The 12915-nt window shown below is 48.6% G+C and carries 11 protein-coding genes and 1 tRNA gene; 7 read left to right on the top strand and 5 right to left on the bottom strand.

Annotation, left to right across the window (positions count from 1 at the left end; all coding sequences use genetic code 11):
- Positions 1-43: 43 nt before the first annotated feature.
- The 4 genes from yajC to BUB38_RS01620 are packed head-to-tail and all read left to right on the top strand — an operon-like array spanning position 44 to position 3761.
- On the top strand, positions 44-421 hold the full coding sequence (gene yajC, locus BUB38_RS01635; RefSeq protein WP_073156117.1) for a preprotein translocase subunit YajC: 378 nt from the start codon (positions 44-46) through the stop codon (positions 419-421).
- Between the two features lie 3 nt (positions 422-424).
- Positions 425-967 carry a peptide deformylase gene (gene def, locus BUB38_RS01630; protein ID WP_073156114.1) on the top strand — a complete coding sequence of 181 codons (543 nt, stop codon included), beginning with the start codon at positions 425-427 and terminating at the stop codon, positions 965-967.
- A gap of 15 nt (positions 968-982) precedes the next feature.
- The gene (locus BUB38_RS01625) at positions 983-2476 is read left to right on the top strand and encodes a SpoIID/LytB domain-containing protein (protein ID WP_254794844.1); all 1494 of its coding nucleotides are present in this window, start codon (positions 983-985) and stop codon (positions 2474-2476) included.
- Complete coding sequence (locus tag BUB38_RS01620) at positions 2457-3761, top strand: MiaB/RimO family radical SAM methylthiotransferase (RefSeq protein ID WP_073156112.1); 1305 nt, start codon at positions 2457-2459, stop codon at positions 3759-3761. The genes BUB38_RS01625 and BUB38_RS01620 overlap by 20 nt, the downstream gene beginning before the upstream one ends.
- Before the next feature lie 121 nt (positions 3762-3882).
- On the opposite strand, the gene BUB38_RS01615 is transcribed toward BUB38_RS01620, so the two are convergent.
- The gene (locus tag BUB38_RS01615; RefSeq protein WP_083541826.1) at positions 3883-6687 is read right to left on the bottom strand and encodes a fibro-slime domain-containing protein; all 2805 of its coding nucleotides are present in this window, start codon (positions 6685-6687) and stop codon (positions 3883-3885) included.
- Between the two features lie 261 nt (positions 6688-6948).
- Between BUB38_RS01615 and BUB38_RS01610 the strand changes: the two genes are divergently transcribed.
- Entirely contained in the window at positions 6949-7521 is a 573-nt protein-coding gene (locus tag BUB38_RS01610; RefSeq protein ID WP_101478802.1) for a hypothetical protein, read from the top strand.
- Positions 7522-7594: 73 nt separating this feature from the next.
- Here BUB38_RS01610 and BUB38_RS01605 read toward each other — a convergent pair whose 3' ends face one another.
- The gene (locus tag BUB38_RS01605; RefSeq protein ID WP_073156104.1) at positions 7595-8491 is read right to left on the bottom strand and encodes a DUF3078 domain-containing protein; all 897 of its coding nucleotides are present in this window, start codon (positions 8489-8491) and stop codon (positions 7595-7597) included.
- 165 nt (positions 8492-8656) lie between these two features.
- Here BUB38_RS01605 and BUB38_RS01600 point away from each other — a divergent pair, with 165 nt between their 5' ends.
- Complete coding sequence (locus tag BUB38_RS01600) at positions 8657-9166, top strand: hypothetical protein (RefSeq protein ID WP_073156743.1); 510 nt, start codon at positions 8657-8659, stop codon at positions 9164-9166.
- An 83-nt stretch (positions 9167-9249) separates the two neighbouring features.
- Here the strand turns inward: BUB38_RS01600 and BUB38_RS01595 are convergent.
- The 3 genes from BUB38_RS01595 to BUB38_RS01585 all read right to left on the bottom strand — a co-directional run bounded on the left by BUB38_RS01595 (position 9250) and on the right by BUB38_RS01585 (position 11660).
- A tRNA-Gln gene (locus tag BUB38_RS01595) sits at positions 9250-9320 on the bottom strand.
- Between the two features lie 49 nt (positions 9321-9369).
- Entirely contained in the window at positions 9370-10809 is a 1440-nt protein-coding gene (locus BUB38_RS01590; protein ID WP_073156101.1) for a hypothetical protein, read from the bottom strand.
- Positions 10806-11660, bottom strand: a complete 855-nt coding sequence (locus tag BUB38_RS01585) for a TIGR02147 family protein (protein WP_073156099.1) — start codon at positions 11658-11660, stop codon at positions 10806-10808. Before BUB38_RS01585 ends, BUB38_RS01590 begins: the two co-directional genes overlap by 4 nt.
- Positions 11661-12097: 437 nt before the next feature.
- Between BUB38_RS01585 and BUB38_RS01580 the strand changes: the two genes are divergently transcribed.
- Positions 12098-12817, top strand: a complete 720-nt coding sequence (locus BUB38_RS01580) for an alpha/beta hydrolase family protein (protein WP_073156096.1) — start codon at positions 12098-12100, stop codon at positions 12815-12817.
- Positions 12818-12915 lie beyond the last annotated feature (98 nt).

Genomic DNA, 12915 nt, shown 5'->3' with positions numbered 1-12915 from the left:
TCTTTTTAATGAATAATTCAACCATCAAGGAAAGGTTCCAAAAATGAAAATTTCTGCTCTTCTCGTTACCCTCGCTTCCGTTGCCGCATTCGCACAAGACGCCGCTGCAGAACAGCAGCAGGGTGGTCTCGCCGGTTTCCTCCCCCTGATTCTTCTCTTCGTCGTAATGTGGCTGTTCTTCATCCGCCCCAAGAATAAGGAAATGAAGCAGATGGAAGCCATGCGCAAGGCTCTGAAGAAGGGTGACAAGGTTATGACCACTGCAGGTATCATCGGCGTCGTCACCAACATCGACGAAACCTCTACCACTGTTACCGTACGTACCGGTTCCACCACCCTTATCGACTTCGAAAAGGCAGCAATCATGCGCGTTCTGAACGCCGAAGCCAAGCCTGTCGAAAAGACCGAAGAAAAGAAGTAATCTATGGCATTGCTCCCTATTAGAACTTATGGCGATCCGGTGCTTCGCAAGAAGTGCACCCCCATCACCGAAATCACTCCGGAGCTGCGCCAGTTGGCAAAAGACATGCTGGAAACCATGTACAAGGCTCCCGGCTGTGGTCTTGCCGCACCGCAGGTCGGTCTGAACATCCGACTGGTGGTTATCGACACGTCCATTCCCGACGAAGAGGAACCCAACCCCTACATCATGTTCAACCCGGAATGGGAAGCCGAACCTGACGCAGAAATGGTGGACTATGACGAAGGTTGCCTCTCCGTTCCCGACATCTTCTGCAATGTGGTTCGCCCCAACAAGGTGTGTGTCCGCTTCTTCGACATCAATGGAGAAGCCCAGGAAATCCATAACTGCGACGGCCTTTTCGGACGCTGCATCCAGCACGAAGTGGATCACCTGAGTGGCGACCTGTTCGTAGACAAGATTTCTACAGCAGACCGCACCATGACCCAGTCCAAGCTGAAGAAGATGGCCAAGGACACCCAGGCAAAGCTCAAGGGCAAGCATTAAATAACAGAGGGTTTGTTGGCCAGACTGTTGACATCCCTCTGGTTTGCAGCCAGCCTGCTAAGTTCCGTTTATGCGGAACCGCAGGCTGTTTCTGTATCCGACGGTTTCGATCTGCCAGGAGATGTAGAAGAAACCGAAGTCATACGCTTTGTTCCCATCGAAGCCTCCAACACTGCGGAAGCCCAATTTTCTAGTTCAAGCCTCGCTGCCAACTCGGCAGGTAGTTCCGCAGCAAATTCTATCGCCAGCTCAGCCAACATGGTGGCCAGTTCAGCCAATGCCGTCAGCAGTTCCGCCAGCGTAGCAACAAGTTCCCCATTCGTCCCAATTTCCGCAATTTCCACCGAAGGAACAGATCCCCTTCAGGAGACCGCGGTAAAATTCGAAGAGCGCAAGGTTCCCCAGGATTTAGACCGCCCTCTCCGAGTCGGGGTGCTTATTGGAGCCAAGGAAGCCTACCTAAAATACGCCGACGAAATTATCAAAATTACCGCCAACGGGAAAAGCATAAAACTTTCCAGCAAGGGCCAGTCCATGGAAATGGAATCCCGTGAATTCGGCAACGAAGACGGATCCTGCATCGCCTTTGCAGCAGATACCAAAAGTCTTCAGCGGGCATGCTATCCGGGTACAGTCCTTTTCAGGGCAAGCAACGGCAAGGTAGATGCTATCAACTCCGTAGACGTAGAAGATTACCTACGCGGCGTCATTCCCTACGAAATCGGCAAACTTGACAGCGGTCGCATCGAAGCCCTGAAGGCCCAAGCTGTCGCAGCCCGCACATACGCCTACAAGCATTACAATAGCCGCGAAGCCCAAGGGTTTGACGTCTATGCCGACACCAAGGACCAAGTCTATAAAGGACTAGAAGGCGCCACCCCCCTTACAGACGCCGCCGTCAAGGCCACCGCAGGCGTTACCATGATGTACAACGGAGAATTCATAATCGCCTATTACCATTCCACCTGCGGCGGAACCACAGAAACCCTAGCCACCTGGAATCGTCCAAACCTCCCCTACCTCCAGAGCAAGCCAGACCGTCGTAACGATGGCACCCCCTTCTGCAACGAATCCAGCTACATGAAATGGGAACGCCGTTTTGCAGACAAAGAAATCGCCGACCTAATCAAGCGCAATTTAACCGAATCAAAAGCCAAGCTATCCTCCGTCGCAACCAAAGATTTCAAGAAAGTCAAGGAAATCACGGTCAAGAACAAACTAAAAAGCGGTCGTATTCAGACCTTGGTTGTAAAAACCGACAAGGGCGACATCGAAGTTCTTACCGACAGAACCCGCTGGCTCTTTAAAAAGAACAACTCCATCCTCCCTTCATCATTCTTTACCATCAAGCAAAGCGGCAAGGAATGGATCCTCACAGGTACCGGCTTCGGCCACGGAGTCGGCATGTGTCAGATGGGAGTCCGCGCCCGTGCCCAGGCAGGACAATCCTACCAGGAAATCCTCACCCACTACTACCCGGGAATCACCCTTGAAAAATTCGACCGATAAACCAACCCTTTCCGTCATTAGCCAGGGATGTGCTGCAAATTTTGGAGAGGGCGAAAAAATCGCTCGACTTTTTGACAACGAATTTAACGTCACCTTTGGCCTCCCCAAAGAAGGCCTAGAACCAGCCGCATTTATCCTGAACGTATGCACGGTCAAGGGGAATTCAACGGCACTAAAATTACTGCGCGAGGCAAAAGCCATTGCACCCCAGGCAACTTTCTTTGTAACAGGCTGCGCCCCTAGGGATCTGCAGGAAGAGGTTCGCAAACTTTTTGAGGACGTCAGATTTACAAGCCTCAACGAATTAAGCAAAGAAAGAACATCCCAAGAAACACTTATCCTCAAGCCGGGAACCGTTCTTCGCGAATCCCCTCTCGTAGGTATCGTCAACATCGAAGAAGGCTGCCTAGACGCATGTGCCTACTGTTCCACCCGCCTAGTCAAAGGGAGACTGCGTAGTTTTTCTGCAGAATCTATCGTAGAGCAGGTACAGCGACTCGTTTCTGACGGTTGCATCGAAATACAGCTTACAGGCCAGGATTGCGGTTGCTACGGATTTGATTTTGCAGGGAACTCCCGCGCAGAATTTCCCGCCCAAAACCTGGCTGAACTGGTTCAGCAGATACTCGTCAAAGTTCCAGGCGATTACCGCATCCGCCTAGGCATGGGCAACCCGCGGCACATCAAAAGCTACCTGGAACCGCTCATGGAATGCTTCCAGGACGACCGTGTCTACAAATTCATCCACCTTCCCGTCCAGAGCGGATCCGAGCACGTTCTGCAGTTGATGAACCGCAAACATACCGCCAAGGATTACCTGGAGCTGGCAAACGAGTTTAACAAGCGATTCAGCTTGTTCACCCTCAGCACAGACCTTATTGTCGGCTTTCCCGGCGAATCGGACCAGGACTTCAAGGACACCTTAAACATCCTCCAGGAAACACACCCTACGGTCTGCAACATAACCCGCTTCGTCAGCCGCCCAGGTACGGTAGCAAGCCGTCTAGAGCCAATCGTGCCCGACACCGTTAAACACAGTCGATCTGCAGAACTGGCCGCCGCATTCCAGGCCATCGCTACAGAAAATAACGCCCGCTGGATTGGTCAGACAGAGCGTGTGACCGTAGAAAAAGCAGGCTATCGCCAAGGCACCATCATCGCCCGCAACGACGCCTACCGCCCAGTTGCTCTGAGCGAAGGTCTTCAACCAATAAAAGCTGGCACCCGCCTACAAGTCAAAATAACGGCCGCCGAACCATTCGCCCTCATTGGTTCTATAGTTTAATTCCAACATTTTTGCATGTCTGCCAGAAGGCTTTTACGGAACTACCGGCTACGCCGGTAGTTTTCTCTATACAAAAAGCCTCGGCATTGAGCCGAGGCTTTTTAAACTTTGCTAACCGCTATTACTTATTCTTATGACGGCGGTAACCGAAACGATAAGTATCAGAGGTACGCTTGTAAGTGTTGGTCTTGATCTGACCAGCTTCGTCAGCATCGCCGCCCTTCACGCAGTACTTGTAGTCTTCCTGAATGAAGGTAACCTGGTAGATGTACGGGCCAGTTGCAATCATACGGCCGCTCTGAGAAACAGGATACATCTTGATAGTCATCCAGCCCAAGCCAGTAGAACCGTACAGCGGATATTCCTCGCCGCAGGCGCCAAGCTTAGCAGTTTCGCCACCCAGAGCCTTATGAATTTCGTCAGCACTCATACGCTTCTGGTACTGGCTAACAAAATGGCCCATATGGTCGAACACGCGAACGTTAAGGCGGAACGGACCAGAAACCGGATAAGAAATACTTGTGCAGCTTTCAACACCAGATTCATCGCTGAAGCACATAGAAGATGCGCTTGCCTTACCACCGACGTAAGCCACAGAACCGGCACCAACAGTACCATTAGCACCAGCCTTAGAGAAGGAGCTCTTATCTTCGTTGGACAGCACCAGCGGGTTACCATTACCAGCAGAAGTGGGGATAGAGGTAATGATCAAGTCAGCGGTAAAGTCAGCAGGCAATTCACCACTGTTGTTCTTGGCAACTTCGGTCAATACAGCAGCCTGCTTATCAAATTCAGGACGGTCAATATTCTTGTCAAGAACGAAGGTTTCGACGTTGGGGTTACCCACGAACTGAGTAACAGACCAATCGCTAGGAGTATCCGGGAAACCAATCACCTTCTTTCCAGAAGAAGACTTGATATCGAAACCAGCGGCGTCCATCTTCTTGGTCCAGGAAATCATCTGATTCCAAGCATCAAGACCCACGGTAGACACATAAGCAGCCTTCAGTTCTTCGTCGTTGGCAATTTCGTTTTCAGGATCGCGGAAATTGAATGCAATCTTGTCGTTACCGGAAATGCCAGAAGTCATAACATTACCATCAGCATCGACCAAGATACCTTCCATATCGTACTGAATACCAGAAGAACCAAGGTTAATACCATCAGAAATAGAGGTAATGTAGTAGCCATAAACCTTAGTAGAAGAAGCACCGGTAGAATCATAGACCGTTCTCATCACCAGCAAGACCGGAGCGGTGCCTGTTGTGGCAGCGTTTCTGATGTTAATCAAGGAGGATTCATCCAGAGTAGTATTCAGGGTCACGCTGACGGTCTGCTTACCAGTACTGTCGGTAGTCACCACAGACTTACTTACAGAGGGCTGACCATAGCGAGACGGAGCGAGTTCAGAAAGAGAACTGCGGATACGGAGGTTAGAACCATCGGTCTGACGGTCAGCATAGAAGAAGTGGATATGATGCCAGGAGCCATCCTTCCAGGTACCATCAGCATCAAGCTTGATAGAGCAGGAGTCAGCCTGTTCCAGAGGATCGCCCGGCCAGCAACCATGAGCAAAGCCACCTAAACCGGCGACACCAAACTTCTGACCAGAAAGGTAGTCCATGTCAGCCTTACCAGCTGCAGCCAAGTGAGTACCACCCAGGTCAACCACCAGAACGCCGTCCACGTAAATCCACATGTCATCGTCACCAGTGAATTCGAACACTTCACCAGCACCCTTCTTGTACTTAAATGCGGCGTAACCCATCATGGTAAAGCCATAGTTGCGCAGGTGACGCAGGCCAATTTCAGAAGTGGCAGCAGCCTGATATGCGGCAGCACCAACCTTGGGACCACCATTACGCTTCCAGGCATTGCAAAGTTCTGCAGTATTCGAACCCTTAAAGTCGGTCTGGTCCTTTGCATATCGATATTCATAAGGCGGGCAGAAAATGGAAAGAGACTGAGCGCCGTACTGATTCGGATACTGGGGTTTGGGTCCCAGCCAGGTAAATTCGCCATCATCAGAAATGGAATCCAGCGGGAAGTAACCACCATTGTTCCAGTTCTTATCGATTTCAAAGTACTTCGGATCACTAGGATCCTGATCCAGGATCAAGGTGGTATTGGTACGCAGGTTGACATTATCTACATCCGCATACCACTGGTTGAAATACTGGTTATCACACCCTTCACGCTTAGCGGAAATTATGGGAGAATACATGTCCAGACCGCCGTTAGGATCGTTGGGATCCTGAACGAACTGCAGGTTTCGTTCAACAAGGCCCGGAGTCACGTACACAATCTGTGACCAGGAGTGACCCTTACAGACCTTACCTGCGGTACACTCCTTTTTGCTGTCGGCCATATTGGCGGCCCAAGTCGAAGAAGCGTCGGAGCACAATTCAGACACAAGACCACGCATAGTCTTTAGGCTAAGGGGATTCAGCTTAGCATCGTAAGAGCAATCCTTGAATTCACCGTACCAGGCATAACCCTGGTTTGTAACTCTAGAAATAGCGGTAATATAGTCGGGAACCGTAGAAACGGCACCGGACTTGGTCATCACGGAACCATCGGCGTTAGCCTTGGGATAGCCTTCGGTACCTACGGGGAGACCGTAATCAGGAGTCTGGGTATTACCGCAACCATATTTACCATAGTTAGATCGACGACCAGTCCACGTCGGATCCGTGCTGTATGTAGCCAACCAGGAACTCGGCTTAGCATCATCCTTGCCAGAAAAGATGCTGTAATAAGCTTCTTCCTGGAAGTTTTCAAAGTCGGGATGACCCACGTCAAAGTCGCGGACAACAATATCCAGTTCTCTCTGGTTATCTTCAACAACCGCAAAGGACGAAACCACCCCAGCGAGTCCAAACATCATCGCGGTAAGAGATATCCGTTTAAAACGATCCAATTTCATATAGTCCAATCTCCACCTGTGCACAGGTTATGAATATTCAACGCTAAATATACACCATTTTAGACTATATATTAAAAACGAAAATTGAAAAATATCTGTAAAAAAGCAATAAGGAACGTTCAAAGCCATAAAAACACACCTTTTTTCGCCCACAGCAGGAACTTTCGTTTCAAAAAAGGCATTTTCCCCCTTCATTTTTCTAAAATAGCACCCATTATGTCATTTACCATTATTTTACCCATCATAACCGCACTAATTCTATTGAGAATTTTTTGGCTTCGCGTCAAGGCAGCAAACGCACATAACGAAAATTTCAAAAAGTTGCCTTCTAAAGATCAGCTAGCCGTGCTAAAGGAATGCCTCCTGAACAATCCGTCAGAATCAAATCTGCGTAATCTTGGGAATTTTCTGAAAAAAAACGGTCTAGACCAAGATGTGGAGTCTTACCGTCCCTTCCTAAAAAAGCAGCTGGAATTACGAAATAAGGCAAACGCCCTGGAAGAAGACAACCAACTGTTCGAGCAAGAAGCGGACTGGCTAGACCAGATAACGCCCCCGGAATTCAGCGAAGCCGACCAAGAACGGCAGAACGGCAACAAGGAAGCACACATCTGCCTTTGGCTAGAAGGAATCAACCGGCTCTATTCCGACAAGGCAATCCAGGAACGCCTATCAAGCCTCATCCCCCACTACCCTAAGGCGGAACTCCTGGCAAGGCAGTACACTGAATTAGCCGAACTGAGAGACAACAGCGCCGCAGATGACGCCTCCCTAGAAAAGATCCGCAAGGCTAAGGACGCCTGGATTCAGGAATTATTAAATTACGAACCGTAAAAAATTTGCACTATATAAGAAGAAGGCTCGCCGAAGCGAGCCTTCTTCTTATATTTATCGGATTCTCTAAATATTAGAACCAGCGCCAGGTCAGACCGAAGAGCACCATGTTCTTAACCTGAGCATCTTCATCCTGATCCAGGTCGTAAGCCATATCGAAGCCAACCTGCAGTTCGATCAGCGGGGCAATCAGAACAGTCAGCAAGTTTTCCCAACGACCGTCAATTGCGTTGACACCTTCAAAGTTGGTGAATGCCCACAGACGGCTCTTGAAGCTAACCACATCAGAAAAGCCGTACTTGAATTCAGTAACGGATTCCAGACCCGGTTCATCCTTCACGGTCTTAAGATGGTCGCGTTCGCCACGAGCAATCTTTTCGGCACCGTGTTCATCAGCGTAGCCGTAGCCGTTAGAAATGGTCATGCGGTTTGCAAAACCGAGACGCTGGCTAAACATATCATTGGGGATATAGGCAAGACCGGCAACCTGAGTTTCGTAAGCAGGGTCCATAAAGCTGGAGACAGCCTTCTTGACTTCGTTACCATCTTCATCTTCGCTATAGGTGTAGCCGGCAATCATCTGAGTTTCAAAACGGTTTCCGACGTAGGGCTTCAGCACTTCGGTCATGTTGAAGTCAAGCATGGATTCCCAGAAAAGACGGTCAGAGGACTTACGACGGCCCTGGCCATCGGTCCAAGTCTGTCCGAGATCGATATCCACCAGGTTACGCCAGTTGGCAACCTTCCACTTACCCTGCACGTCTGCATCAAAGGTCACCAACCAAGTGTAGTTGGAAGTACCATCCTGCTGCCAGTTGTGGAAGTTGTAATAGTTATACTTGACACCGGCAACAACATCAGCAGTCCAGTTTTCGGGCAGAGCGCCTTCGAACATGCCACCTTCTGCCATAGCAGGAGCAGCCAAAGCACATGCTGCAACGCAAGACATAAAGAAATTCTTCAACTTCATATGTTTTCCTTTTTTTTGAGCCTGGCATACGCCGCGGCGGTTAAGTTAACGAAAAGATAGAACTTTTATTTTTATTATAAACCCCATTTTTTTATATCAACGCCCTCATTTGTGCAAATAATCACGAGGTTTACTATAATTGTCAGTATGAATCTCCTCCCCAAAATGATAATACCTTTCGGATTAACCCTTTTGGGGGCGGTTCATTCAGGCGCTGCCGAAGCACCCAAACAGCCCTCCGATATAAAAATCGAAGTTGGGATCGGCACACGGAACCAGGCTCCATTGGTACTGGTCGCAGGCCTTGACTTCAGAAGCCTTGCCTTTAGAGTGCAGGGCATGGGCATGCATTACGGCGAAAATGATTTTTGGGCCAGCATCAGGGGAAGCCTCCTCTGGACTTGTTTTAGCGAACTCCCCTTCAAATTCGATGTCGGCATTGGCGCAGGCTACGAATACGCCGAAGCCCCCAACAAGATGCACCAGGCCATAAACAACGCCAACAAGAAAAAGTACGTGTACCCGTTCAACTACAAGGAAGAACTGGACATTTCCATGGAAATGTGGGTCCACATGTACGGTCTATATACACAAATCAGCGTGCCGTTTTACCAGTTCAAGGATCACGACGCCCAAAATGTACTGTGGGGCGTAGGCTTTACCTACACCCTTTAAATATAGACGAAGCCTCAAAAGGACAACGCAAACTTTTTGGATACAAAAAAAGAGACTCCCAAAGGGAATCTCTCTTTTTTTCGTTGAGTTACCAGGATTCGAACCTAGACAAACAGAGTCAGAATCTGTTGTGCTACCGTTACACCATAACTCATCGTTGGTGAGCCAAAGTTAACTAATAAAATTAACCTTGGCAAGGGGTTTTATTCATTTTTTTCAGAAAAAATGCTGAGATTGATTGGACTATAGGTCATCCACTGTACCTGTTGGACACTTCCCTCGGGCAAAGACACCGCATTCTGGGTCACATAGTACATCATGGGGACCTCCATCTCACGCAATTTTGCCACGACCTTGGGGTCGCCGGAATAGAGAATCACATCCTGTACGCCCATAGGCAGATCCACTAGAGAAGCCTCATCGTAGCAAGTGACGTCGCGAACAAAATGGGATGTACCCTTAATACCCACAACAACGCTATTCAGCATGCAGTCACTAGACTGGGTCGTATCTTCGCGGTCAACAACCAGGGCAACACCATAAGACAGTCCCGACGGCTTGCTCAACGTGTCTACACCGACATCCAGCGTGTCCTTCAGATTCTTGACTTCACCAGCCATCACATAGCGGGACACGCCAACCTGGACCGGGAAGCCATCCATCATCAATCGATATTCAACTCTGAAGGAATCTTCGGGAACGGATTCCGGAACAGGCAACCACCAGCGGCCAAGGCTATCCGTCTTCGCATTTACAACAAATTCAACAGAATCACCTTCGACAAAGTCAAAGCCGTACAGATCCGTAATCAGCATGACTTCCACACTGTCACAAGGCTTGCCGCTCTTGCAAATAACGGTACCGCTAATACGGGATACGACCTTAGCGACTTCTTCCTCTTCCTTGATCAGGGAATCCACGTCAGACTTAATGCTCCAGATGAACGGTCCCTGTGTAACGGTATCTCCGGCAGCAACAGAGTCCTTCAGTTCCCAGCGGCGATAAATCAGGCTGTCCGCGACACCGGAATCCTGCAGCTTGGCAACAATCTCCGGGTCCCAGGGGAAGAACGACATCCAGCCAGTACCAGCGGGAATCATCAAGCTGAACGAATCGCCAGCAAATACGCTCTGGAAGAAGGGCGTTCCTGTCAGGCTAACAATAAAGTGGGAGCCAACCTTCACTGCAGAATCGGCTTCTTCATAAAGGAGAACGCCGTTAAACAAGGCGGCCTTTTCTAGCCTGATGGAATCGTAATCGTCAGACTTCGAAGTCGTATACGGCAGGTAGAAAATTTCAGATGCCAAGGAATCAAAAACAGCCAACTGGAAGGTGTCAGCCATTGCAACGGCAAAGGCGAACCGACCTGCAGAGTCCGTCACAGTATCCCTAGACTCGGGGATTTCATAAGAATCTGCCTCAGAGCTTGCCAACCTGGCCATCCTGACAGTAGCGTTCACGGCAACAGAGCCATCGGCACGATGGACCACGCCGGCCACTTCAGCTTCAGTTGTAGCAATGGTATTGCCCGTATCAGTCACAGTTCCTGCAGTACTGGAGTCACTGGAACAGGCACTCACGAAAGCGAGCCCGGCGACGCAAAACGCCACCAGCATCAAACAATTCAAAAAGCGAGTCCTCATGCATCCTCCTCATCAGGTTCCGGAGGCAAGGCAACCTTTTCCTTACTCAGCGGAAAGAACTGAATATTCATCTGGGCAATCATAGTCTCGCCTTCGTCGGAACGGACAATGTCGACAACTTCCTTGCGGAACAAGTCAATCTTGCTGATAATACGTTCCAGACCTTCGGCAGACACGCTCATTGTCATGCAAGATACATTTCTACGTTCGGTGCTGTAGTGATCCAGGGCATCTTTACCCAAATCAATCATCTGTTTCTGGAACTGATGAACGAACAGCGGAGCGATTTCGGACCCACTGAAGATGGCCTTGTTCACAGAACGATAGCAACCGGTAATATCCAATTCGATCAACTGCAGGTTCAACAGGAGCTGAATAGCCTGTTTTGCCTGCGGGAGCGTGATCTTCGGGTTCAGGAACAGCGCCAGTTCCTGAATATTCTTCTCGCCAATATTCAGCACGGAAAGGGCTTCGCGAACAGCCACATAATACCACTTGCTGTAGTATTCCTGCTGGTTCTTGGTCAAAGACTTGATGGCACTGGGCAACAGAGCGGACATCTGCTCGAAGATAGCCTGCTTGGATGCCGGAGTAGTAGCATGAGTAAAATCAACCATCAAGGTAAAATAGCGGCCTTCCTTCTCGTTCAGTCCCAGCGCCGCAATAAACTTCGGCAGCATCTGGGGCGTAAGAGACTTACGGCCACGAATCAGGTCTAGATAGAATCCAGAAGACGAATACCCCGCCTTCTTGGCAAAAGACCTATAGGAAAAATACCGCTGGACAGACTTCCGGTAGTCATAATAGTCCTGCAGGTACTTCCTGTAATTGTAATATGCATAAACGTTCATCAGCAGGAAATATAATTTTTTCGGACATTTTTGGGAACACCTTCTTTGTAAAAAGCACCCCCTTGACGATGTAAAAAAAGCCGCTTTACTACTAGTATCAGCCTAGAGAACACCTAGAGAACACTTTCGTGAACACCATGCATTTTTCCTATACCCACCTTAAAAAAATTAGCCTATATTTAGGGAACACCCAATCCCATCCCTCGGACTTCCGCTTCACTCCAAGCGGAAGTCCTTTTTTTCTTTATAATTTTCCTTGTAAGATTCCATACGGGAACAGTCCACGTCCGTATACAGAACTTTATAAGTTACTTTTATTATTTCATCCTTATTTTTCTATCTTTGTATACATGAATTCGTTCAATCCATCATCTATAAAGGGCTTTTTCCTTAGAATATTACGACTTTTAGGTGCTCTCGCCCTCATTTACTGCAGCATGGTATTCTACCTTGCACTTACAGAACGCCAAATCGCATTTCCGCGGGCAATTACCCACAAAGAAGCCAACGCAGCGATTCAGGGCAAGGCAAAACAGATTTCCTGCACGCTGGAAGACGGCAACATTTTAAGCGGTTGGCAGCTCGGTTCGGATAACAAGTCCATTCTGCTCTATTTCCCCGACACAGATGAAGATGGGGCCCAATTTCTCGCCGAAGCGGGAGAAAATGCACAAAGCACGCTAGTCACATTCAATTATAGAGGCAGCGGAAACAACAAGGGAACCCCCTCCTCAGAGAATTTTCTAGATGACGCCAGGCAAATCACCGCTTGCGCAAGCCAAATTACCGGCAGGGCGCCTGAAATAGTCGCCGGAAGGGGAATCGGAGCTATTTTAGCCGCAGAACAACTTAAATACACAAAAAAAAGCAGTTTATTTTTAATTGACCCCATCAGCAGCATTGCCGACAAGATCAACGAAAAATACAGACTTCTTTATCCCAAATTTTTGATACGGACAAAAGTCGACATGCCCGACTTGAACGAAATAGCTATTCCAGAACAGGTTATTCTCATTCAGGATAGACAAAATAGGCAAGAAAGCAACTTGATTTTCGAAAAAGAACACCCCAATTTCAAAAAAATCAAGGCTCAAGGCAATCCCTTAAGTAATAAATTAAACCAAGCCTTACAACATCTTACTGCCCAAACAAGGTAAAAAAAGGCATTTTTCCCCAGTTATCTATGTGATTTACCTTACATAATGTAGCCTTCACAACAGGCATTATTGTTTTTTTTCTTATAATCATTGCATTT

This window comes from Fibrobacter sp. UWH5, assembly GCF_900142505.1.
GTDB lineage: Bacteria > Fibrobacterota > Fibrobacteria > Fibrobacterales > Fibrobacteraceae > Fibrobacter.
Note: the sequence above shows the minus strand (reverse complement) of the source record. Positions and strands in the feature narration are given on the sequence as shown.